This window comes from Aurantibacillus circumpalustris, assembly GCF_029625215.1.
GTDB classification, from domain to species: domain Bacteria; phylum Bacteroidota; class Bacteroidia; order B-17B0; family Aurantibacillaceae; genus Aurantibacillus; species Aurantibacillus circumpalustris.
The window spans coordinates 1,630,412-1,655,713 of record NZ_CP121197.1; the positions used below are offsets into that span (position 1 = coordinate 1,630,412).

The 25,302-nt window shown below is 34.9% G+C and carries 17 protein-coding genes; 10 read left to right on the forward strand and 7 right to left on the reverse strand.

Features of this window, described 5'->3' with window-relative positions; genetic code table 11:
* Position 1: 1 nt before the first annotated feature.
* Positions 2-1,309: a rod shape-determining protein RodA gene (gene rodA / locus P2086_RS06860; protein ID WP_317899703.1), complete on the forward strand. Its 1,308-nt coding sequence runs from the start codon at positions 2-4 to the stop codon at positions 1,307-1,309.
* 4 nt (positions 1,310-1,313) lie between these two features.
* On the opposite strand, the gene P2086_RS06865 is transcribed toward rodA, so the two are convergent.
* Both P2086_RS06865 and P2086_RS06870 read right to left on the reverse strand, forming a co-directional pair.
* Entirely contained in the window at positions 1,314-2,018 is a 705-nt protein-coding gene (locus tag P2086_RS06865) for a hypothetical protein (protein ID WP_317899704.1), read from the reverse strand.
* A 46-nt stretch (positions 2,019-2,064) separates the two neighbouring features.
* Positions 2,065-2,754 carry an alpha/beta fold hydrolase gene (locus P2086_RS06870; RefSeq protein WP_317899705.1) on the reverse strand — a complete coding sequence of 230 codons (690 nt, stop codon included), beginning with the start codon at positions 2,752-2,754 and terminating at the stop codon, positions 2,065-2,067.
* Positions 2,755-2,903: 149 nt separating this feature from the next.
* Here P2086_RS06870 and P2086_RS06875 point away from each other — a divergent pair, with 149 nt between their 5' ends.
* From P2086_RS06875 to P2086_RS06910, 8 genes are all read left to right on the forward strand, one after another.
* On the forward strand, positions 2,904-5,102 hold the full coding sequence (locus tag P2086_RS06875; RefSeq protein ID WP_317899706.1) for a transglycosylase domain-containing protein: 2,199 nt from the start codon (positions 2,904-2,906) through the stop codon (positions 5,100-5,102).
* Positions 5,103-5,132: 30 nt separating this feature from the next.
* Positions 5,133-6,752: a glycosyltransferase family 39 protein gene (locus P2086_RS06880; protein ID WP_317899707.1), complete on the forward strand. Its 1,620-nt coding sequence runs from the start codon at positions 5,133-5,135 to the stop codon at positions 6,750-6,752.
* An 88-nt stretch (positions 6,753-6,840) separates the two neighbouring features.
* The gene (locus P2086_RS06885) at positions 6,841-8,358 is read left to right on the forward strand and encodes a hypothetical protein (RefSeq protein WP_317899708.1); all 1,518 of its coding nucleotides are present in this window, start codon (positions 6,841-6,843) and stop codon (positions 8,356-8,358) included.
* Between the two features lie 2 nt (positions 8,359-8,360).
* The gene (locus P2086_RS06890; protein WP_317899709.1) at positions 8,361-9,074 is read left to right on the forward strand and encodes a CoA transferase subunit A; all 714 of its coding nucleotides are present in this window, start codon (positions 8,361-8,363) and stop codon (positions 9,072-9,074) included.
* Between the two features lie 76 nt (positions 9,075-9,150).
* On the forward strand, positions 9,151-10,752 hold the full coding sequence (locus P2086_RS06895) for an ArnT family glycosyltransferase (RefSeq protein WP_317899710.1): 1,602 nt from the start codon (positions 9,151-9,153) through the stop codon (positions 10,750-10,752).
* A 7-nt stretch (positions 10,753-10,759) separates the two neighbouring features.
* On the forward strand, positions 10,760-12,166 hold the full coding sequence (locus tag P2086_RS06900) for an MBOAT family O-acyltransferase (protein WP_317899711.1): 1,407 nt from the start codon (positions 10,760-10,762) through the stop codon (positions 12,164-12,166).
* Positions 12,167-13,210: a hypothetical protein gene (locus P2086_RS06905; RefSeq protein WP_317899712.1), complete on the forward strand. Its 1,044-nt coding sequence runs from the start codon at positions 12,167-12,169 to the stop codon at positions 13,208-13,210. It begins immediately after the preceding gene.
* Between the two features lie 2 nt (positions 13,211-13,212).
* Positions 13,213-13,869: a 3-oxoacid CoA-transferase subunit B gene (locus tag P2086_RS06910; protein WP_317899713.1), complete on the forward strand. Its 657-nt coding sequence runs from the start codon at positions 13,213-13,215 to the stop codon at positions 13,867-13,869.
* 73 nt (positions 13,870-13,942) lie between these two features.
* Here P2086_RS06910 and P2086_RS06915 read toward each other — a convergent pair whose 3' ends face one another.
* On the reverse strand, positions 13,943-16,162 hold the full coding sequence (locus P2086_RS06915) for a DUF6311 domain-containing protein (RefSeq protein ID WP_317899714.1): 2,220 nt from the start codon (positions 16,160-16,162) through the stop codon (positions 13,943-13,945).
* 225 nt (positions 16,163-16,387) lie between these two features.
* Between P2086_RS06915 and P2086_RS06920 the strand changes: the two genes are divergently transcribed.
* Positions 16,388-17,803, forward strand: a complete 1,416-nt coding sequence (locus tag P2086_RS06920) for a hypothetical protein (RefSeq protein ID WP_317899715.1) — start codon at positions 16,388-16,390, stop codon at positions 17,801-17,803.
* Positions 17,804-18,100: 297 nt separating this feature from the next.
* Here the strand turns inward: P2086_RS06920 and P2086_RS06925 are convergent.
* From P2086_RS06925 to P2086_RS06940, 4 genes are all read right to left on the reverse strand, one after another.
* A protein-coding gene (locus tag P2086_RS06925; RefSeq protein WP_317899716.1) for an IS3 family transposase occupies positions 18,101-19,269 on the reverse strand; the annotation gives its coding sequence in 2 pieces (ribosomal slippage) (positions 18,101-19,008 and positions 19,008-19,269; 1,170 coding nt in all).
* A gap of 144 nt (positions 19,270-19,413) precedes the next feature.
* Positions 19,414-19,998 carry a T9SS type A sorting domain-containing protein gene (locus tag P2086_RS06930; RefSeq protein ID WP_317899717.1) on the reverse strand — a complete coding sequence of 195 codons (585 nt, stop codon included), beginning with the start codon at positions 19,996-19,998 and terminating at the stop codon, positions 19,414-19,416.
* A 601-nt stretch (positions 19,999-20,599) separates the two neighbouring features.
* Entirely contained in the window at positions 20,600-21,283 is a 684-nt protein-coding gene (purQ, locus tag P2086_RS06935; RefSeq protein ID WP_317899718.1) for a phosphoribosylformylglycinamidine synthase subunit PurQ, read from the reverse strand.
* A 178-nt stretch (positions 21,284-21,461) separates the two neighbouring features.
* Positions 21,462-25,301, reverse strand: coding sequence for a GEVED domain-containing protein (locus P2086_RS06940; RefSeq protein WP_317899719.1), 3,840 nt, complete (start codon positions 25,299-25,301; stop codon positions 21,462-21,464).
* Between the last annotated feature and the right edge of the window lies 1 nt (position 25,302).

Below are 25,302 nucleotides of genomic sequence, written 5' to 3' on the forward strand. Positions count from 1 at the left end.
AATGGCGAGGAATGAAAATAATATATTTTACGGTGTTGATCGACTAACGGTTGTCACCTATGTGTTATTAGTAATGATGGGCTGGTTAAATATTTACGCTGCGGTATTTGATGAAGATCATCAAAGTATTTTTGATACCGGAGAAAAATACGGTAAACAACTAATTTGGATTGCTGGTGCAGCTGTAATTGCCTTTAGTATTTTATTAATAGACGCAAATTTTTACACAGCCTTTGCTTATTTTTTCTACGGGTTTTTAATTCTTGCAAACATTCTTGTGGTATTTTTTGGACGGGAAATAAAGGGAAGTCGCTCTTGGTTTGGTATTGGCGGCTTTGGAGTTCAACCCGCCGAGTTTATGAAATTCGCGGCTAATCTGGCTCTTGCTAAATTTTTAAGTAATCAAAACATCGTTGTTAATATGCAATTTAGGCTGCGGTTAAAAGATCTAATTAAAAACTACAAAAACACATTCATAGCTTTACTTATAATTATAGCACCACTTATTATTATTAAAAAACTGCAGGATGAAACTGGTCTTGCAATTGTTTTTATTGCTTTTGTAATTGTGCTTTATAGAGAAGGATTAAGCGTTGGATTTTTAATTTTTGGTTTACTTGCAACCATACTATTTGTTGTGGCCCTTGTTGTAACGCAGCTAACGGGCCTTCTTATTACACTAGCAGTTATTACCTATTCTACTTTACTTTTTATAAAACGCACAAAAAGAAACATAATATTTGTTTCATTGATTTATCTTTTAGCCGCCGGTGTTGTGCTTGGTACCAATTATGTCTATAACCATCTTGAGCCGCATCAAAAGGTAAGGATTGATGTATTGTTAGGTCGGGGGAATGTCGATCTGAAAAAAGAAGGATATAATGTGAATCAGGCAAAAATTGCGATTGGTAGTGGAGGCTTAATGGGCAAAGGTTATTTGAAGGGAACGCAAACCAAATATGACTTTGTTCCTGAGCAGGACACCGACTTTATTTTTTGCACCGTAGGTGAAGAGTGGGGTTTTGTTGGAAGCGTTATAGTTATTTTTCTGGAGCTTTTTCTTATCCTACGAATCATTTTTCTTGCTGAACGGCAACGCTCAGACTATAGTAGAATATACGGCTATGGAGTTTCGGCGGTGCTGTTCTTTCACTTGGCAATCAATATTGGAATGACAATAGGACTAATGCCGGTGATTGGAATCCCACTTCCGTTTTTCAGTTACGGAGGGTCTTCCTTATGGTCATTTACAATACTCCTGTTTATTTTTATTAAACTTGATTCTAATCGTCTGCTAATATTAAGATAATTTATTACTCATCTTCTTCAATTTTCTTTCCCTTCTTAAACCTTTCTAAACTAAAATCAAATCCTATTAAAAGAACAGTTGGTAAAGACTTAGTTGAAAGAAAGCGAACGTCCTTACCTACTAGCTTTTCTGGAATTATGTAATCATAGTTAACCAATGACGAAACAGTTTGAACAAGTTTGATATTAAACTTGTTTTCCCGCTTTTTTAATTTAAATAGGAATGATACACCGAGCGTAAAACCCACTTGAAGATTTTTGGACGAATAGGTTTTAGATAATTCGTCATATCCATACGAATAATAGCCACCTGCAAAGGCTGAATTGGAAACAAAAATATCTGAGTAATAAACATTATTAAAAAATAAACCCGCTCTTAATAAACTCTTTTTACTTAATCGTAAAAGCATATCAAGGCATAAGCCAATGGAATGCTGACTTAAGCGCACAATGACATAATCGGATGTCCTTATACCAAACTGATTGAATTGAACGAACAAGCCGGGACAAAACACCAGTGTTTGGTTTTTATTGGCAATAGTATAGTTTAATCCAATTAAAGCAGAGTTGTTAACTCTACGATTAATTGTTTTATCAGTAAAAAAATAGCTTGGACCTCCGCTAAGTGTTAGATTAACAACGTTCTTTTTTTGTCCAAAGGAATTCAGGGTAGTAAAAAAGAAAAACAAGTATACAATTAATCGTTTCATACTACAGCATTTAACGAATGAAAAAAGCATTTAGTACAAATAAAATTTATTTTACTAGAATAAAATCCTTTATTAGTCTTCCTAATAAATCGGTATCAACAGATTCAATTTGATGTTTGCTTTGCGGAAGCATATACATAGCCGCATTTGGGAGCTGTGTAAAAACATTTCTGGTTTCATCAAGCGTCACCATTTGATCTCTATCAGCAAGGCCTAATAAAATGGATGTTTCAAGAGCCTTTAAATTATCATCATTTAAAAAAGCCTTTTCACCAATCTCTTTCATCATTCCAGCAGTTTTTAAAGCGAGTGTTTTCCAGTGTTCGCCATGTTTTTCTTCAAGAAGTTTTGCAAACGCAGGTACTTTTGCAAGAATAGTATCTGGATTTAACATCTTTGTTTCTTTTTCGACGGTTTCATTACTCCAATTAAACTTTGTACCAAGCGTTATAATTTTTCCAATAAAATCTTTTTGTTTGCTTGCAAGATACATAGCCACATAACCTCCCATGCTGTATCCAAAAATATCGGGTCTTTTTAACGCATTTTGAATAATAAAATCATTTAACTCATCACTAAATTGTTCGATTCCAAAATTCGAATTAAACGCCGTTTTAGAATGTCCCGAAAATGAAAAGGTGTACACATTAAAATCGTAGTTTTTTAAAGATATAGCAAGAGACTTAAGATCTTCAGCCACCCCTAGGGCACCATGAAGAATAATAATGTTTTCCATAAGCAATGTTAATGATTTTTAATTACTCAGAATCGCTCGTAAATTTTGATTATTTCACGCGGTAGATTGGCTCTTTTTGCTACTTTTACCTTTTAATTTTCTTTGTGCAAAAATCTAAAAAGTATATCAAATGGTTATGGCTCCTTTTTATGGGACCAATTGTTCTAATTATTCTTTTAATCACCTTAGTTGGATTGGGGGTATTTGGCACATTGCCTAATGTGGATGAATTATTAAACCCTAAAAATAATCTTGCTACCATTGTGTATAGCGGCGACATGAAAATACTTGGTAAGTATTACAGAGAAAACCGTGTAAATGTAAATTTTCAGCAATTAGATAAGGATCTTGTTTCTGCGCTAATTGCAACAGAGGACGCGCGTTTTTATGAACATAGCGGTGTAGATGCTAAAGCACTGGCAAGAACCATCATGTTAGGAGGTGGAAGAGGTGGTGGTAGTACACTTACACAGCAACTTGCAAAAATGATGTTTCCTCGAAAAAAATTAAGTAAACCTGAGCTGCTTATTCGTAAGGTAAAGGAGTGGATCATTGCTACGCGGCTAGAAAAATTGTATACCAAAGAAGAGATCTTGTCCCTATATCTGAACAAGTTTGATTTTTTAAATCTTGCTGTAGGGATAAAATCTGCAGCACAAATTTATTTTAATCAAACTCAAGATAGCTTGAGAATTGAACAAGCCGCCATGTTAATTGGAATGGCAAAAAACCCTTCGGTATTTAATCCAATTAGGCGCCCTGATACTACACTGCTCAGACGTAATGTGGTAATGAGCCAAATGGTGAAATATGGTTTTTTAACCCAACAAAAATATGACAGCTTAAGAACGCTACCATTGGGCTTATCCTTCCGTCCTGAAAACCATAACGACGGACTCGCTACTTATTTTAGAGAATATGTGCGCGATAATTATTTAGATAACTGGTGTAAAAAGCACATTAATCCAGAAACCGGGAAACCTTATAATATTTATGAAGACGGGCTTAAAATTTACACTACAGTAGACTCACGTATGCAACAATATGCAGAAGAGGCTGTTTATGAGCACATGCAAGATCTTCAAAAGCTATTTAGTAAGGAATGTCTGAATAAAAGAAATGCGCCATTTGCTTGGAACGTTTCACAAAAAGAGATTGACGACATTATGGATGCTTCCATTAAGCGAAGTGATCGTTACCGTGAATTGAAAGGTGATGGTTTATCGCATGATGAGATTATAAAAACGTTTCACAAGCCTTCGCCAATGCGTGTGTATAGCTTGCGAGGAGATATTGACACCATACTTACGCCATACGATAGTATTAGATATTATAAGAGCTTTCTACAAACCGGTTTTATGGCAATGGAGCCACAGACTGGATATGTTAAGGCATGGGTAGGTGGAATCAATCACAAACACTTTCAATACGATCACGTAAAGGTGAGTAAACGTCAGGTTGGATCAACCTTTAAGCCTTTTGTGTATGCTTTAGCAATTCAGGAAGGTAAGTCGCCGTGTTACCAAGTGCCAAATGTTAAGACTTGTATTACGACAGAAACTGGAGTGGACTGGTGTCCAAATAATTCTGACGGCCCGAATGATAAAAATGCTGGTAAAATGATTACCCTTAAAAAGGCATTGGCAAATTCTATTAATTATATCACTGTTTGGGTAATGAAACAATATGGTCCGCATGCCGTTGTTAGCCTTGTAAGAAGATTGGGCATTACTGCTGATATTCCGGAAGTACCTTCTATTTGCCTTGGAACGGCCGATATTAGTGTGTTTGAAATGGTAGCAGCTAATTCAACATTTGCAAATAAAGGAACGTATATTGAACCAACTTTTATAGCGCGCATTGAAGACAAAAACGGCAAGGTTCTAGAAGAATTTATTCCTAAGAGTGATGAGGTTTTTAGCGAAGAAAAAGCTTACGCTATGATACAATTAATGCGCGGCGTTGTGGATGGAGGAACAGGAACCAGACTAAGATCACGGTATAAACTTTATAATCAAATTGCTGGTAAAACGGGTACCACGCAGAGAAACGCTGACGGCTGGTTTATGGGCATAACGCCTGAGTTAGTTGCCGGCGCATGGGTTGGCGGGGAAGACAGAAGTATTCACTTTAATTCTATGGTAGAAGGACAGGGAGCTACAATGGCTTTACCAATTTGGGCCAAATTTTTTAATAAGGTTTATGCAGATAAAAATCTAAATGTTTTTCAAGGTGATTTTCCGCGCCCTAAAAACATGGATCCAAATCTAGATATGGACTGTAGTAAATTTGACGGTGATGTACAGCCTGATAACACAGAAAATGACAATCCTTTTGATAATTTGTAAACGCTTTTAGCGTTGACACTTAATTTAAATATGAAAGTTGATTTTAATAGATACAACTATTTTTTTTTATTACTCCTTCTTTTTGTAATAGCTGAAATCTTTGTCAATCCCATAGGAAATTTCCCATTAAACGATGATTGGAGCTATGGAAAGGCACTTCATTATTCTATTACAAAATCATACACTATAGGTAATTTCGGCGCCATGAGCTTGTTTACACATGTTATGTGGGGCGCTTTATTTGTTAAACTATTTGGATTTTCTTTTACTGTTTTAAGATTTTCAACATTGATTTCTGTTGTGATCGGTGTTTTTTTTCTGGACCGTCTTATTTTTCAGGTTACTAAAAACAAAATAGCAGCTTTTGTTGCATGTCTGGTTTTACTTTTCAACCCCATGTACTTCAACCTGGCAAATACGTACATGACAGATGTAAATTTTAACACGCTTTTAATTCTTGCAACGTATTACGCATTTCGTTTTTTTGAAACAAAAAGAATTATTTATGTATTGGTGTTTTTCATCTTTTCTGTGTTACTAGTATTATTGAGGCAATTTGGTATTATAATTCCGGTATGTTTTTTAGTCGCCAATTTTTTTATTCAGAAAAGGAAAATATTGTGGATTACTCTTGCGTTATCAGTTTCTATTCTTGTTTATTATAGTTTACATGTTTATGAATCCTATTTGAAGGACATTTTACCCCAAGGATCTGCATACAAATTTTCAGGAGGCGTTCATGTTACCGATAAACAATTCTGGCATTTATTTGGTTATTATTTGAACCAAAGGTATAAGATTTTAATGGTTCATGTTTTTGTTTACATTTCACCGGTGGCGGCTTATTTTCTCATTTCAATCTTAAAATCCTTTAAGGTATATTTTTCAATAGTGATATCCCTTATTTGTACTTTTTTTGTTTATTGGTTTTTTGGAGATACCCGGTTTCCCTTTGGTAATATTTTTGAAAATTGTTGGCTTGGACCTGAAACCTTTCACGAATCATTAAGTCCTGACGCACAGCATTTAAATTTTGGATGGTTTGGAAATGGTTTAACAGTGGTTAAATTCTTTTTTTCATCAATCACAGTTATTACGGTGGTTCTTTATTTTATCTCACTTTTTAAATCAGGTAAAGTAAAAGAGATTAAAGACTTCAATCCTGAAATAGTATTTTTAATTTGCTTTTTATTTGCGTATGCGTTTATGATTTTTATTACAGAAAGTTATTTCGATCGTTATTTTATCCCTCTCATTACAGTGAGTATTATCTTATTATCCTATTTAAATAAAAACTATCAAGGCAATTACCAACCAATTATTGTTCTTGTGCTTTTCTTTTTTTACGTTGCGGTTTTTGGCACAAGAGACTATTTAACACTGAACAGAACGCGCTGGGAAGCTTATACATTTTTACAGGAAACTAAAAATGCAAGTGCAGAAAATGTAAACGCGGGGTTTGAGGTGAATTGCTGGAACGATTTAAAAGAAACCTGGTGGTCTGATTATGTTGACTTAGAAAGATTTCAGTATCTAATTCAATTCCATAACGAACCGAATTTTGAATTATTAAAGGAATATGAATTTCAACGTTATCTTCCCTATAAAAAGGACAAACTTAGTATCTTTATTAGAAAGGCTAATCAATAACTAGGTGAAATTAGTTCGAAACTTAAAATATAAACAACTGCTACTAACGTCTCTGTCATTAATTGTGATGGTGACTTTGCTTTTGGCTATGTTTTCAAACCTGACTACATCAATTAGAAACAATGCCATCGTTTTGTTCTTTTCCTCGGACGCGCTCTATTTACCATCTATTTTTAAAGATCTTTTTATAGATGGCAACGATATGAGTGGCTGGCACTTTAACCCTGCTCCTAATTTTTTTCCCGACATGATTTTTTATTTTTTATTAATGTTCCTTGTGAAAAATTTTATTTACGCTTCTTTTCTTTTTGCACTTATACAGTACATTTTTTTAGCTTTTCTGTTTGTTAGATTATTTAAACTCGTTTCCCAATCAAATTCGTCGTACTATACACTTGTTATATATTCACTCCTATCATTTTTTATTCTCGAGTTCTTTTTTTTTAGTCAAGATTTCTGGTATGTATTTTATCTCATTGTTAATTCATATCACACAGGAGCATTTATTATTACTTTACTATGTTTGGTTTTAAGTTTTAAATACATACGCGATCATAAAATTATTTGGCCCATTCTTATTACAGTTATAGGATTTTTAATGATTCAGTCCGACAGGTTGTTTATTCTACTTTATTGCGTGCCTATTTGCCTAACGAGTCTATGTTTGTACAAAAAAATTGGCCTCAAACAAACCATTCTTTTAAACGGAATTAATATCTTAATGGTAGGTGTAGGACTCGTTATCTTTAGTAAAATCAATACATACGCCTACGTTGAGAGTAATAAATTTCTTAAACCTTTTGACTTTGATGTTATTAAAAGTCAGTTTGGTATTTTTTTTGGAGATTTATTTAGCAGCATGACTGAGTTTAGCATTAGAACTGTCACACTGTATATGTTTTTCATTTCATTAGGGATGATGACATACGTTTTTTTTATGTCTTTGAAGAACACGAAAGATACACTAGCGCCTTTCTACGCGCTGTTCAGCTTGATATTTAGTATTTGCGTTATTTGTGGACCAATGGCTTCGGGAAAATTTCTGGGTTGGGATTGTCTGCGTTATAATATTTACCCATTTTACTTGGCCGTGTTAAATGTAGCGGTGTTTTTTTGGTACACTATCAAAACCCAAGTTTTCTTAGTTACTGGAAAATACCTTATTGTGGGATTCAGCATTCTATTGATGAGTATTGGAATTGCAAAATTCAGATACCAAGGTTTAATTGATTATTTTAATTATTATCCTGAGATAGTTCAGAATTTAGATGCTGTCGCAGAAAAGGAAGACTTAAAATATGGAGTTACAAATTACTGGGAGGCGAAAGTATTTACCATGTTTTCAAAAAAAGGTTTAAAAGTGTATTCTGTGTTTGATGATTTGGCCATTCATCAACACGTAGCAAATGATAACTGGTATTTTGGTAATATTTTTAATTTTGTAATATTATCTAATTTTGCTGATACAAATTTGTATAGAAAAAAAATAAATGAGATCAAGTATGTAAGTAATTTGCCTAATTTTAGAATGATTAAATGTAGCCCTTTCACCTACTTTAGATTTGTTGGTGGAAGTGTTGTAAATGTAGAAACTAACGATAAATAAATATGATAAATAGGGTAGTAAAAAATGCTGAAGAGGCATTAAAGGATATTAAAGATGGAATGACATTAATGGTAGGAGGCTTTGGTTTATGTGGGATACCTGAGAATTGCATTGCAGAATTAGTTCGTAAAGGAACAAAAAATCTAACATGTATAAGTAATAATGCAGGTGTAGATGATTTTGGTTTAGGACTGTTGTTGCAGACCAAACAAATCAAAAAAATGATCGCAAGTTATGTTGGCGAAAATGACGAGTTCGAACGTCAAATGTTGAGCGGAGAATTGGAAGTGGAACTTGTGCCTCAGGGAACGCTAGCTACACGCTGTATGGCAGCGGGTTATGGTATGCCAGTAATATACACGCCTGCAGGTGTTGGCACCGAAGTAGCAATTGGAAAAGAAGTTCGAAAATTCAACTACAATGGTGAAGAAAAAGAATATTTAATGGAAAAAGCTTTTGAATCCGATTTTGCTTTGGTGAAGGCATGGAAGGGCGATACCGCGGGAAATCTTATTTTTAGAAGTACTGCACGTAATTTTAATCCCATGATGGCCATGGCTGGTAAAGTTACTATTGCTGAGGTAGAAGAACTTGTGCCAGCTGGCGAACTTGATCCTAACTTTGTACACACACCAGGAATATACGTTCACAGAATTTTTAAAGGTGAAAAATATGAAAAACGTATTGAGCAAAGAACAGTGCAAAAAAGAGCATAAAAAAGTTCTACTTATAATTCCTGAAGTTTGACGCAAATGAATTCAGCTTTAAAATTTTAAAATTATTTAAGCCTAAATGGTAAAGTTTTTCGACTCCGTCTTTAAAAAAAATATTGCACTTCTGCTTTTTGTAATTATTCTGTTTTTTCTGAATTTTTATTCAAAGACCATCTTTTATCGCCCGGGATCTATTCATCAGTGGCGACAAACAGATTGCCTTTCTATCACGAAAAATTATTATGAAGAAGGGATGCATTTTTTGGAACCAAAAATTCACTACCAAGGGTCTTTTGATGGTAAGGCTGTTAGCGAGTTTCCGATCTTAAACTATACCGTTGCCTTTTTATGGAAAATTTTCGGCGAGCATGAATTTATATACAGACTTTTAGAGTACCTGATATTTATTACCGCCATGTTTGTGCTGTTTAATACCATGCTCCGATATTACCGATCAACGCTTTTTGCGTTTTTCAGTGTAAGCATATTTCTCACGTCACCTTTGTTAGCTTATTACAGTTTAAATTTTATTGCCGATGTTCCGGCTTTATCTATTGGAATCATTGCTTTTTGTCTCTTCTTGCGGTTTTATACTTCAAAACAAATTAAATTTTTTTATTTCGCTTTGCTATTAGCAACCTTGGCGGTACTTATAAAAGCCAGCGCACTAATTGCATTATGTGTGCTTCTGTTTTTTGCACTGCTCGATATTTTGGGATTAACAAAATTTTTTAAAACCGAAAAGCTATTTGAAAATAAAAAAATGCCTTTAACAGCAATAGTTGTGGCTATAGTCGCAATTTTTTCCTGGTACCGATTCGCATTAGCTTATAACAATAATAACAGCAACAATATTTTTTTGCTAACCTTACTTCCTGCTTGGGAAATGGGTGAAGATCAATTAATATATAATCTGAAATTTCTTTTTAATAATCTTTTCCCAATTTTTTTGAACCGCCCAATGTTTTTCCTTTTTATGGCACTTGTGATTTTTGTAACTGCCAAGTATAAAGAACTATCAAGTTTTCTGAGGTATTGTTTTGTTTTTTCCGCATTATTTTTCGCGGTTTATATTCTGTTGTTCTTTCAGGTGTTTAGTGTACATGATTATTATCTAAGTAACTTGATGATTTTTCCGGTAATTACTTTTTTGTGCACGGCACATATTGTTTCAGAAACTAATTTCTTTAACACAAATAAATCATTTGTAAGATTGTTTGTTATTTGCGTTATTCTTTTTAATTCCATGCATTCGGCTGCTGTATACCGCCTCAGAACGGTTGAGGACGATAAACTCGTATATTGGTTTCCATTTATCACAGAAGACGAAAGTAAACTAGCAAAATACCTTGCCTGGGATTATGGGAATTCTATAAAACGTATTGAAGAAATTACCCCAGATTTAAGAAGTCACGGGATTAAACGCGAAGATTTTGTTTTGGCAATACCCGATCAAAGTTTTGATATTTCTTTATATTTTATGGATCAAAAGGGCTTTCCAATTTCCCGAGATCACTTTATAAATGACACAACTGTGGCAGACCAGTTTTTGAAAAAACACGTAAAGTATTTAGTGATGTGTGATACAACGCTAAAGCAACAAATAGCCTTTAAAAGAATAGCAAACCATTTCGAAACACTCTTCACTAAAAATAGTGTTGAGGTGTTTAAATTAAAGTGACTTTAAGATGTTATTTAATTCGTTCCATTTTTTATTTTTCTTGCCTGTAGTAGTTTTACTCTACTATCTTTTGGCGAATAAATACAGGTGGATGTTGATTTTTGTGGCAAGCTGTTATTTCTATATGGCTTTTGTGCCTAAATACATTCTCATTCTCTTTTTAATTATTATTATCGACTACACCTCAGCTATAGCTATTGAAAGAGCAAAGAAAAAAACAAAAAAGCTTTGGTTGGTCGCGAGTTTATTGTCAAATATTTTTTTGTTGTGTTTTTTTAAGTATTTTAATTTTCTAAACGAAAATCTTGAAACTGTATTTACTTTATTCGGTAAAGAATTTCACCCTCTGAATCTCAATATTATTTTGCCAATTGGTTTGTCGTTTCACACTTTTCAATCAATGAGTTACACTATTGAAGTATATAGGGGAAATCAAAAAGCAGAAAAACACCTCGGATATTTCGCAAACTATGTTTTGTTTTTCCCGCAAATGGTTGCCGGGCCTATTGAGCGCTACGATCATTTGGGAAATGCTTTGAAAGAGGAACATAAGCCGGTCTATCAAAATTTTTCGGATGGTTTTAAACTTGTTTTATTTGGTTTGTTTGTAAAGATGGTGATCGCTGATAACATAGCCCCATTAGTAAATCAGGTTTATCTCGACCCCTTAAAATATAGTTCCTATGAAGTGTTAAGCGCTATCTTTTTATTTTCTTTTCAAATTTATGCCGATTTTTTTGGTTACTCAACAATTGCCGTTGGCTGCGCAAAGCTTTTAGGAATTGGTATCATGGATAATTTTAAAACGCCTTATCTTTCAAGAAGTGTGTCTGAATTTTGGTCGCGTTGGCATATTTCACTTAGTACCTGGTTTAGAGATTATCTTTACATTCCTTTAGGTGGCAATAGAGTTAAATTACCAAGGTGGACAATCAACATCCTTATTGTTTTTATGGTAAGTGGTCTTTGGCATGGTGCTAGCTGGACTTTTGTTGTTTGGGGTGCATTACACGGCATTATGCTTTTGCTTGAACGCTATTTTTCTATGTTGTTTAATTTTAAAATTAAAAAAGAATGGAGCGTGTTTAATGTTTTACTTACTATAAAAACATTTATCATCACTTCCTTTATTTGGATTTTTTTTAGAGCCGAAAATTTTTCGAAAGCCAAGAATGTTTTAAAAGCCTTACTCCGAAACACAAGTTTAGATAGTTCACATTTAAGTTTGTTATTGCCACTTGCTTTTGTAGGACTCTTATTAATTGCAGATTTGTTTACCTATAGTTCCAGATTTGATAAACGCTTAAATAATTTTATAACACCTTACAGATGGACAGTTTATACAATTTTGCTATTCTGTCTATTTGCACTCTCAGGTACACAAAAATTTGCGTTTATTTATTTTCAATTTTAAATGATAAAAAAAATTGCCATAAAATTTTTAATGCTCTTGTTAATTTTAACAGGCTTGAATTTTATTTACAATTTAACTTTATATGAAAAGGATTTAAATGAAAAAAGTAAGGAAGTTCTTGAGATAAGGGATTCGCAGGAAAACACAGATGTATATTATTTTGGAGAGTCCTCCAATGTCACATTCAAAAATGACGACTCGCTACAAAATAGTATTTCGGAGATGACTAATTTCTTTTTCCCAAATATTAATATAACTACAATTACAAAGTACGCAACCCATGCTGGGATTTATAAGCATTGGTTAAGAAAAATAAATGTAAACGATCGAAAACCTTCTGCTTTAATTGTTACTTTAAACATGCGGTCTTTTGATGGAGCGTGGATTCATTCAAAACTCGAAACGCAACTACAAGAGTCTCTTGTTCTAACACAGCCTTATCCGAATTTAGTCAATCGATTTTTACTTGCCTTACAAGCATTTGATAATAAAACAGAACAGCAACGCGAACAACAAATGCTCAAAGAATGGAAAACAGTTCCTTTAATTTTTCCAAACGACTTTAAATACAAAACGGTTTCAGAATGGGATTATGGAATGTCTCAGGGTACATACCTTAATCCAGATGGTTCTTGGGATGATGAGAAAATTATTTTAGCCTGTCATTACATAAAAGGCTATGCATTTAATCTCAATGAAAATAACCCGCGAATTAAAGATTTTGACGAAATTGCTGATTGGTGTCATTCAAATAAAATTAATTTATACCTAAATTTGATGGCGGAAAATGTGCAATATGCAGATAGTTTGGTTGGAAAGGAATTAGTATTTTTAATGAGACAAAATCGTGATTATCTGGTAAAACGATACACTAAAAATAATTGTGTTGTGGTTGATAATCTCGAACTTGTGCAAGGAAAAGAATTTATTGATCAAAAGTGGACAACTGAACATTACGGATACAAAGGTAGAATGGCTATTGCTAAAAATCTTGCGAACCATTTAAAAGATCAATTTAAAAACGAATATAAAACAGCTTATTAATTATGTTAGATAAAAACGGAATTGCAAAACGTATTGCACAGGAAGTAAAAGACGGGACTTTTGTTAATTTAGGAATTGGTATTCCAACACTGGTTGCAAACTACATACCAGAAGGATTTAACGTAGTGTTACAATCAGAAAACGGTATTCTTGGCATGGGTCCTTTTCCTTTTGAAGGAGATGAAGATGCTGATTTAATTAATGCTGGTAAACAAACTATTACTCTTTTAAAGGGTTCAAGTATTTTTGATAGCGCAATGAGTTTTGGAATGATTCGTGGGCAAAAAGTTGACCTTACTATTCTTGGCGCTATGGAAGTAAGTGAAAACGGTGATATTGCCAATTGGAAAATTCCCGGTAAAATGGTAAAAGGAATGGGCGGCGCAATGGATCTCGTGGCAAGTGCCAAAAATATTATTGTAGCCATGCAACAAGTAAATAAAGCTGGGCAATCAAAACTTCTTCCAAAATGCGAATTACCTTTAACCGGTGTTGCTTGCGTGAAGAGAGTGGTGACTGAACTTGGCGTTTACGAAATTGTACCGCAAGGTGGATTTAAGCTTTTAGAGCGCGCTCCTGGAGTGAGTGTTGAGCAAATTAGAAATGCAACAGCAGGTAAACTAATTATCGAAGGCGATATTAAGGAAATGGTTATCTAACGATATGTAAAATGGAAGATGGCAGATGTAAGATGGGTGATCCCAGTTACATTTTCCCTTTTCCATCTTCCCTTTAGTTGGGGTAATTATTAATCACTGTATCCCTTTTAGTAGAAATGTGTTTTACAGTTGTGTTCTCTGGCCTCAGCATAAAATCAGAAACATGATAAGGTTCATCTACCGAACCATTTAAAATAAATTCATATTTATTATTTTTTTCAAGATATATTTTCTGTTCAAACACAGCAAATCCTTCGTAAAAGCCGCTTAACTGACGAACCGGAATGTAGTACTCCCATTCAGCATTAATAGTGTTTGATCTGTTTATGATTAAATTAGTCGCAAGGCCTCTATAAGTATTTTTTGTATAATAATAATGGAAACTCAGAATGTAAGTGCCCGACGCGATTCTATTTGAGTCGAGTATAAATATAGTTTCATAATCGATGATCCTCGCCGGTAAAAATGGTTTTCTGTCTTCAAAAGGAACATAAACAACGTTAGCACTATCTCTTAGTTGAGTTTTTTCGGTGAGTGCAAAAATGGTATTATCAATTTTCGGAAGCAATAATTCTTTTCGTGAAATGTAGCCAAAACCAAGACTATCATTCTCAGCAAAAAAACTCACATGTTTTAGCAATCGACTTTCGTCTGGTAGCAAGGCATCCTTAGTTCTTAAAATGAAAAAATCGTTTTCACTTAACAGTGGTAGAATATCTTTTTCTTTTTTGTAAGAATTTAGCAACTGAATCATACCTTTTGTTTCAGTCAAGGAGGTGCGGGACATCAGCACACTCATAATCGGTGTCCCCGAGTGATAGGAATAAATCATCGAAGGAATCATCGAATTATTGGAACCAACGCGCTCATACATTTCACTTCCACCGTGAAATAGGGGTAATGGCAGAATAACCTGTGGATGCGATTTGCCAATGTTCAACAGAACATTCTTCTCTTCATTATTTAAAAAATCTTTGTGAAAAATGTTGCGGTAGCTCCAATACACTACCTCATTTAGTTTAAAAAAGGAATGCGCCTCTAGTAAATTAAAACTAAAAAACAGTATACCAATCGCTAAACTTATTTTAGTGAAGGTTTCAGGTTTAAACACATTTTTAAAACTGTGATAGCATACTGTGATTAAAAATAATGGAAGCGTAAAATAAAAAATCCAGGAAAAACGGCATACAGCGCGAAACTGATTAAGTGAAGCGCTTTCTAAATGGAAGAAATTTAAAACCTTGATATGCCAGCCAAAAGAAATGAAAAGAAATAATACCGATGCCAGTAGAATAACTAAGATCTCTTTCTGAATTTTTATTTTTCTAAAAATAAATGGTAAACTCACAACAAACACAAACAGTAAAACAACGGTAAAAAAACCTAAATAGGTATGGCCTTCATAATGATTTGGTTTATTTGAAAAGAAATTATCTAAGAAGGATTGAAAAGGACCGAATACTGGACCAAAAACACTAGCTATATTTTCTACCATGACCTCCGCTCCAAAGGGCTCCGTGGTGCGGTTTGTATGTTTATCGGTAAGTGACATGAATATTTTAAACAACATCAATGGCAAAATCCCTTGTATAAATGCAGCCAAATTATTTTTTAGAAAAGTCTTTCTGTCAAAATTCAGTAGTTCAATTAGAAACAATGACACGAACGAAAAAACAGATAAACAAAAAGCAAGGTAGGGGTGAAGTAAAAACAAGCCTGTATTAAATACAAAGAGCTTGAGAAGATTTTTTGCAGTCTTGTTATTTAAGTATTGAAGCGTAAATAAAATAGACAAAGGAATAATACAGCCGTATGCTAGCGCAAAATGACCACTGTTTATTTTAAAAAACTGAGGAGAAAGTAAGGCTATTGCTATGGCTGCGAAAAAAGAAAAAAGTTTGCTAATGTTTAAACGGATTAAAATTTTGTTTAGAATGAGCGGTGTTATAATAAACGAAAGAAAAATTAGTGCATGCATAATACCGATCAGGTAATTATGGGTAAATGGAAGTAAACGCAGAATAAAAGTTAGAATAGGCTGACAATCTGTATAAATAATATGTTCCCCATAAGGATAATTCATGCCGGTGAATTGAAGTAGCTCCGGATCGTTTTTAACATGATAAACGTAGGTGTAATAATTTTTTAAAGAATCTGAAGTTATACTCGATAAAATGGAATTAATATTAAAAAAAATGTGATGAAAATAAATAAAGTAAATAAGGAAGCTAACGAGGAATAGAATCAGATTAATTCTGTTACTTTTTTCAAAAAATTCTATTACTTTTTTCATTACGGTTTCTTTGTGGCGCAGCTTTCTTTTAAAATTTTTATACCAAAACGAATGATAAATTCACCAAGTCGTCACGTCGAGTGCTAAGTGTATCGAGACGTTGACAATTTGGAATCACATTCTGTACGATTTCATTCTGGCACTTTTCGTTAAAAACAAACAATTCACGAATCTAAATTTAATATTTATATTTATATCCTACAGCATTAAGATAGCCAATTGTAAATGAAGTTCGATAAACTCACAAATCTTTTTAGCACCGAAAATTTTAAAAAACCAACGGTCGTTTTTTTTATATTTTCTTTCTGTTTTACATTCTGGTTTTTAGATTTTTGGAAACCATACAATACCGCAAAAAATCAGAATAATTTCAATTGGGACATCATGAACTATTACAGTTATTTGCCCGCGAAATTCTGTAACCATAATTCTTTCGATTTTTTTCTTGGTGCTGATTCATTGTATCTACCAATAGGACCATTAGGCACCTTTGTTCCCAAAGCTACTTATGGCATGTCGGCCATGTATTCGCCTTTTTTTGCGCTTGGGTACAAGGTTGCCATCAACCAAAAAAGTAACATGAATGGCTTTTCTGAGCCTTTTGCAACCTGTGTGCGTTGGGGTTCTATCTTTTATGTTTTTCTGGGACTGTTTTTCTTGCGCAAATTATTATTAATCTGGTTTAACGAAGTCGTCACGGCAATTACACTCTTTGCGTTGCTATTTGGCACCATACTCTTTGATTATACCTTTAGTCAAAGTGAAATGACACACGGCTATCTTTTTAGTTTGTTTTCCATTTTTCTTTACCTCACACACAAGTGGCATTTGGAGCAGAAGTTCAAGTACACCTTTTTTCTCGGTTTTGTGTTTGTGATGGTAAGTTTAATACGCCCAACTGAGATTTTTATCTTCCTCTTTTTTCTTTTGTGGAATATTAAAAAGCCTGCAGACTTTAAAACAAAATTCTTTTTCTTTCTTAAGAACTACAAACACTTTTTGCTCATTCTTTTAATGGGTATTATTATGTGGATACCACAGTTTTATTTTTGGAAACAACGCACAGGCATGTGGGTTTATTACCCTTACTTTGATGAAGGTTTTTTCTGGAGCGATCCGCAAATATTGAATATTTTATTCAGTTATCGCAAAGGCTGGATCACCTATACACCAATGATCGTAATGGCCTTTGTTGGTTTTTTCTTTGTAAAAAAAGAATTTCCTGTTTCAAAATGGACATTTATTTTTATAACTTCTTTAATGATTTATGTGTTGAGTTGCTGGTGGGACTGGGCTTTTGGCGGATGTTACGGAGCAAGGGAATTTTGTCAGCAAATCGCTTTTCTTGCCATCCCCATTGCTTTTTTTATTGACTTTATTTTTTACTCAGCAAAGAAATTCAAATTACAAGGTCTCTTAGGTCTCGTGAGTTTGGTTTTTATTTTCTCTTGTGTGTTTTTGAATATTGGGCAAACTTATCAATACAATCACCAGCGCATTCATCCTTCAGGCATGACCAAAAAGGTGTATTGGGATATTTTTAGGCAGTATCAGTTTAAAGACGATTACACCTATTGGGGCGATATCAAAGAGCCGAAGTATGACGACTACTTAAAAGGCGAGGGTAGGGATAATAAGTAGAGGTTCCTCAAAACTTTTGAATGAGGACCTCGTTGAATATGCATAATATTATTTTTTACCTGTGATTGAGAGCTTTTAAGCAACTATTTGCTTTTAGTTTTTATCCAGCCGGAGGATATTTTCATTTTCAGCCCTCTTTTTTAAGATGCTTGTCCGTGAAAAACGAATCAAATGTTTTCTCAAGTCAAATTTTTCACATGTCTGTGAAAATAATGTCGACCTGTCGAAAAATCTTAAAAAGTGTAATAATCTCAATACAATTTTTTTCATTCTTGTTGTAAGCTCCCCAAAATTGGACTACTCAAAAGTAGAATTTTTAATTAAAAGTTCATTATTATATGTATGAGAATGTTGACTTGTTGGAAACTCTTTTCGAGTTTTCAATAAATCAACATTCTTTAGTTTGAATAGAATTGGGGATAATCCTCCTAGGCTATCATGAGGTCGTTTGTTGTTGTAGTCATGAATAAAAATATCTGTCACCTCTCTAACTTCATTAAGATCTTCAAACAAATATGCATCTAGTACATGTCGTCGGTATGTTCCGTTAAAGCGTTCAATATATGCATTCTGAGTTGGTTTGCCTGGTTGTATATAATGAAAATCGATGTGATGCATCTCACTCCACTCTTTAGTTAATCCGGCAATAAACTCCGGACCATTATCCATTCTTATTGTGCAAGGCTTTGTTCTTTGGTTAATAAGTCTGTTTAATACCCAAACAACAGCATTGCTTTTTAATGAATGATCAATTTCAATATGTAAAACTTCACGATTGTAATCATCTATCACATTAAAGGTTTTAAACTTTCTTCCATTTATAAGGGCATCATGCATAAAATCAATAGACCAGGTGTGATTGATGTATGCAGGAACTACAAGTGTTTCTTTAGTTCTAGCAGGCAAACGTCTCTTGCCTTTTCTTCTTAGGTTTAATTTCATCGCTTTATAAATTCTATGTACACGTTTATGATTCCAAATATTTCCTTCTAATCTAATTCGTCCGTATGCCTTCCAAAAACCCTCTCGTGGATGTTCATCGGCCTTTAAGCGTAATTCATCCATAACTTTTTTATCGTCTTTCTTGGTTTTATAATAGATGCTTGATTTTCCCAAGTTAAGGATCCTGCACGCCCTGCTGATGCGGTAATTACCACTGCTGCATATTTCAGTTGCTATTTGTTTTTTAACGCAAGGCTTTAGAGCTTTTTTTCAATGATCTCCTTTGCCAACTTTAAATCGAGCGCAAGTTCAGCATACATATGCTTTAAGCGCCTGTTTTCTTCTTCCAGGGATTTCATCTTTCTTAACTCATCAGAGCTCATGCCTCCATAACGCTGTCGCCATTTATAAAACGCAGCTTTGCTAACGCCATGTGTTCTTACAATTTCTTTTAATGGTTTGCCGGTATCAAACTCTTTGAGGATAGCAGCAATTTGTTCGGGGGTGAATCGTTTTTTCTTCATTTTGCTTAGGTTAATTTATTAGTTTTTTTTCTACTAACAAATAGTCCTAATTTTGGGGGAGCTTACATTGTTTATCCCAGCTGGTTGAAACTAGCGTATTGCAGCATGGCCTGGTACCTGTTGTCTGCAATACGGATCAGTATTTTATTGAGACTTAATAATTTTTTTTGTCGCTAATAACTGGTTGTTGTCCGAATACATTTTTAGAAAGTATGTCCCTATAGATAGGTCTGATAAGTTAATTTCATTTATGTCTGTTTGCTTTTGAAGAACTATTTTTCCGTTTGTGTCGATAATTACGCAACTTTTTAGTCCGTGATATTCGATATTCAAAATACTTGTTGTCGGATTAGGGTAAACAATAAAATCTGGCGTTGAGAGAGAGTTTTCGATTAAACCAACTCCTTTCGATTTCACGATTTTTGTTATCTTTTGAGAGGAACCAATTTTAAGGCTCACGAAATAAACCCCGTTGGGCAACGGGTCTGTAACATAAACTATAGAATAAGACCCCGCTGTCAAAAGAGATTTTGTAAAAAAAGTTTTTGTCACTTGTCCAAGTACACTAGAAATGTCCAATGAAACTGAGTCCGTTTGAGAGAGAGTATAATAAATTGTAGTCACAGAGTCACAAGGATTAGGATTTACGAATAGAGTGTCACCATTGGCTCCTTTAACCGAAGTCAACAAGAAATTTATTAGTAAAAAGGTTAAAATTAATTTTTTCATAAATAGGTTTTTAATTGTCGTGTAGCAAAGCATGCACCTAACTCGTCAATACACAACATAAATTCAACAACTAACGATTAAAATCATTTGTAAGTATTTGTCATCGACTTCGCTGATTTCATGGGTTAAATTCAATACAAGATACTTATTTTACGATAAATAAAAAATACTGTTGCTGTTCTTATCAAAGAAGTGATTTTAAAGAAATCGGTGACGGATACGGAATAATTAGCAGCTGTATGACGCCGCAATTGGCATTAGATTAACTTTTTTCTAAGGAATGAATCAATCTTTGGCTTTTGGTTACGTCTAGGATAGTGCGGTTGCGAATGGCGATTTGGTGTGAACCCGAATTTTTCGTTAGGTGGGTTCTGGGTTTAGGTATTTAGCGAAAAATTCAGGTTGGCAAATCGCCTTGATTTCTTTTGTTACTTTTCTTCATCAAGGAAGAAAAGTAAGTTCTAAAAATGGTAAGAGTCTTTTTGGATGTTCAAATAAATAGTATTCAACGAATTTACTGTAGTCTCCATGCAAATATCTGCGAAAGCAGCAGCGCATCGCCGAAAACATTGTTCCAAAAATAAAAAACAAATTTTCTAAATTAATTCGCAATAATACTTTCAAAAAGTAAAGCGCCATCAATGTTTGCTAACTCTTTGTCAGAAGCACGTTCAGGATGTGGCATCATGCCAAACACATTTTTGCCTTCGTTACAAACGCCGGCAATATGTTCAGTTGCACCATTCGGATTGGCAGCATCAGAAAGAGCACCTTTCTCATCACAGTAGCGAAAAAGAATTTGATTGTTTGAGTTTAATTTTTTCAAAGTCTCAGCATCCGCAAAATATTTTCCTTCACCATGAGCAATCGGAATTTTAAGTGCTTTGCCTTGTGGAACTTTTGACGTTATTTTTGAGTTTGTATTCTCAGATTTAATATAAACGTTTTTACAAATAAATTTACGGCTGTCGTTGTGCAACAAAGCACCTGGTAATAAACCAGCCTCACATAAAATTTGAAAACCGTTACACACGCCTAAAACAAATCCACCTTTGTTAGCATGTTCAATCACACTTTGCATAATGGGTGAAAATTTCGCGATAGCACCGCTTCTTAAATAATCACCATATGAAAAACCACCTGGCAAAACAATGTGCGTGCAACCTTCAAGATCTGTATTCTTATGCCAAAGCTTAACGGTTTCTTGCTTCATAATATCCCTTAAAACATAAACCATGTCTTCGTCACAATTAGACCCCGGGAATACAACTACACCAAATTTCATATTTCGATTTGCTTAAAATTAGAATGCAAAAATATTAATTCAATTAGAATTAATCTATTTGTTTTTTTGAGAATTTGTTAAGAAAGTAATAATGTGACTAATTTGAACGCTCAGGTATTTCCATCAGCCGTCTTCCCTCTTACATTTTACATTAAGCCTAGGAATAGCCGTTTCAAACCTACCTGAATAAACTTAAATGTCCGTTAGTGTTATAAACGCGTCCGTCTAGATCTTTATAACGGATTTTATATACATAAGTGCCTTCTTTGGCTTCTATACCTTGAATTGTACCATCCCATCCTTTGGCTACATCTTTTGTACGGTAAACCTGATGACCCCAACGATCAAATATTTCCATTTCAAATGTTTTTGAATCGAGTCCGTAAGAAGTGAAAACAGGCATAAATAGATCATTTAAGCCATCGTAATTTGGCGTAAATGAATTAGGAATTTGTATTTGAAAATCGTTTTTAACTTCAACCTGTTTAGAGATCTCATTTTTACAGTCAAATACATTGGTTGCGGTTAAAGTTATTTTAAAATTACCAGGTTGTGTAAATTTAATTTTGTGATTAATTGAATTACTAGGCAATTGACCTTGAACAGCCCATGTGTATTTGTTTTCATTAAGATACGAGGTAAGATTGGTAAGTGTTACTTCAGGCTCGGCAAGTGTTATTTCGTTTGGTGTTACCGCGAAATCAGCCTTTGGCGCTTCGTGCACAACAATTGGTGTGTTTAATGTAAACTGCGTTATGCAACCTGCAGCTGCATCATCCTGATAAGTGAATACAATGGTGTAAGTGCCTGGATGCTCGAACACATGGCTTGCTTGAGTGCCAAGGTATTCTGTGCCGTCGGTAATATTCCAAATTCCACCACTGTTAACACTCGGGGTATTAAAATCGGTAATAAAAGGTGCGCAACCTTCAACTGGGCCATTCACCTGAGCTTTAATTGGTGTAGGACTTTTTACCCAAAAACGCGTAGAATTTTTATCAGGGCATAATAATTCATTTATAGCAGAGTGTGTTTCATAAGTAAGCTCAATAGGTGCTCCGGGCAAAGCTTGAGCGGGATCAAACATATTAGGTTCGATAAAGCCAGCGCTGGAAGTGCTCCAACGACCACCAGGATTAACAACAAAACTATTCAAATTAAATGGAGCTCGGTTTGTGCAATAAATGGAGTCAGGTAGTTTTTCAAAAGTCGCAGACACAAATTTTTCAACCGATATTTTAATTTGTGCATTTGCTTTACATGGCCCAACCGAGATAGAGTAGCTTAAAAAGTTGTCTCCAATTGATGCTATTGCAGGATTAAACTTACCTCCAGCATCAATTGTTCCTGGCACGCCACCATCAAAAATACCCCCAACTGGACTCACCGTTAATTGCACAGGTGCGGAAATATTGCAATAAGGACCTGCTTTATTTATAACAGGAGAAGCTAGAGAAAAAACCTTAACAGCTAGTTGAGAATGATCAGGGCATAACCCACTAGGAGAGGAAGCGGTATTATAAGTAATTGAAAAGTTTCCAGCACCAACAATACCTGGATTAAAATTGGCACCAACAACCCCAGCACCTGTCCAAACCCCCGAACCGTTTTGAGTCAGAGGCGCTAAACTAACAGGAAGACTTGTGTTACATAGCTCAGGAATCTGACCAATAATTGTGGCAGAAACAAAAGATTCTATTTGAATAGTTCTGGTATGCATGGCGTTGCAAGTATTTGTACCAATCACGTATTGAACAATGCTATTACCGATAGGGCTTAATGCTGGGGAATATACTCCAGCAGAATTTAAGAAAGAACTTGTAACCCAATGTCCGTTAGAAGGACTTACAGTCAATTGTAGCGGCGCATTTATTGAACAAAAAGGGCCTACCTGAGTGATGGTAGGTATTTGCGGATTTAATACAGAAATACTTAGAGTTTTAGAATCGTAGCAGACTACCGGAGTTGGTGTAGAATGCGTGGTATAAGAAAGTGTGTAAACAGAAGTTGGTAAACCAATAGGATTAAAAAAGTTGTTATTTAGGCTTATCGAAGGTGGTGGATTTGAACCAGCTACTCCCCATGAGCCATTAGTGTTCTGTACAATACCCATTAAATTAACCGGATTGCTGTTATGACAAAGATCAGGAATTGTACCAATGAAAGTTGCAGGATTAAAGTGTCCAACAAAAAATGTTTTTGAAGAAACCGCAACGCAAGTTCCTTGCCCTGCTGAATAAGAAACAGAATTAACGCCATTAATATTAGTGGAAGGTGTTTGAATTCCATTGGCAGAAACTCCGGTTCCAGACCAAACACCACCATTGGGATTAGCGGTAAGCGTAAAAGGACCTTGGTTATCGCAACGGGGCAGAATGTTACCAATAATCGGAATAGGCGGGTTAAATACTGGAATAACTAAAATAGTTGAATGAGGACAGGCAGCAGTATCGGGAACCGATCGCGTTGTATACTGAACGCTATAATTACCAGAAGCAAGACCCGCAGCATTAAAATAATTATTAACAACACTGATAGAGGGTGTATTGAAAGAGGCCGTACTCCATCTACCAGTTAAGGTGTCCTGTACAATATTCATTAAGTTAAAAACCGGATCTTGAACACAGCGTAGACTAATGCTACTACTTAAAGCTGCTGTATGAAACTTAGAAACAACGAGAGAAGCTGTGTTATTAACAACACAAGTTCCAGCACTTACAGAATATAAAACGGAATTTGTGCCAATGCTTGCTGCTAAAGGCGTAAAAATACCGTTTGGCGCAACAGCCGGATTTGCAGACCATGTACCTCCTCCTGGTGTAGCAATCAGTTGTACAGGTTGAGAAATATCACATAATTTCTGCTGAGGCATTGTCAATGTTGGCGTTAAAGGGTTATTAATTGTAATTCCAAGTGTTTGGGTAACAGCACATGCTGTATTGAGCGTAGGACTCAACATAACGCTATAAACGACAATTGCAGAAGACACATTTACAGGTAACAATGGCGGTTGAATGGTTGTGTTTTGTAGTTGCGGATTAAAAATAAGACCTGGTGTAGCGGAACTCCACAAATAAGTATATAAAGTAGGGTTGGTAGTGGTAGTCGCACTTGCTACCAAACTAGCTCCTTGGCAAATTGTATAATTGTTGGCGGTTGGCGTAAAAGTCGGATATGGAACCACAAGAGCTGAAACTGTTCTGGTAATAGGGCAAATACTGTTTGTTACCAACACGGTATAAATGCCACTGGCATTGCTACCCGAACCTAAAATGGTTGGATTTGCAAGTGTGCTGCTATAACTGTTGGGTCCAGTCCAGGTGTAACTTAAAGCGGTAGAATAGGAGGTAGAGAAAGAGAAATTTAACGCTGCTCCAACACAAACTGGAGTATTTACAAGGGCGGTACCAGTTGGCACGGTAGAACTTGGAGGATTCCCAACGTATATGGTATAATCCTCTGTTTCTCCAAAGGTTGCGCCGCCACATGGAGTAATACCGCTACCAGCAGTGGCGAATGAGCATCTAACACGCATGGTATACAGACCCGTGGGCTGACCGGTAGGAATCACGAAGGTGATTGTTGTGGGTGTGGTTGCAGCTGGAACTCCAGCTGTTCCCCCCATGTATTCAGCGGGCACATCAAAAACGTTGTTTTGATTCCAATCAACCCAAATAGCAAAGCCTTGTGAAAAAGTGTTTCCTGACGAAATTGTACACACAATGGTTTGTCCGGGACTAACCGATAAATAATGTGAGCAATATCTGGTACAGTTGTTTGCTGCGCCATTACAACCAGAATTTAAATTAGAAATATTTGTATTACCGCCTGTGGTACTGAAGTTGTTTATAAAGTCATTTATAAAATTACCCGGGGCATTTGAAGGCCCAGGTTGATTACATATACCCGTGGCATAAGTTCCACAGCAATAGGGTGCCGTGGTCACTGTTTGTGCCTTATTAATCTGCGTAACTAGCAGAAGAAAAAAGTATACTATAATTTGAATTGCTTTTTTCATG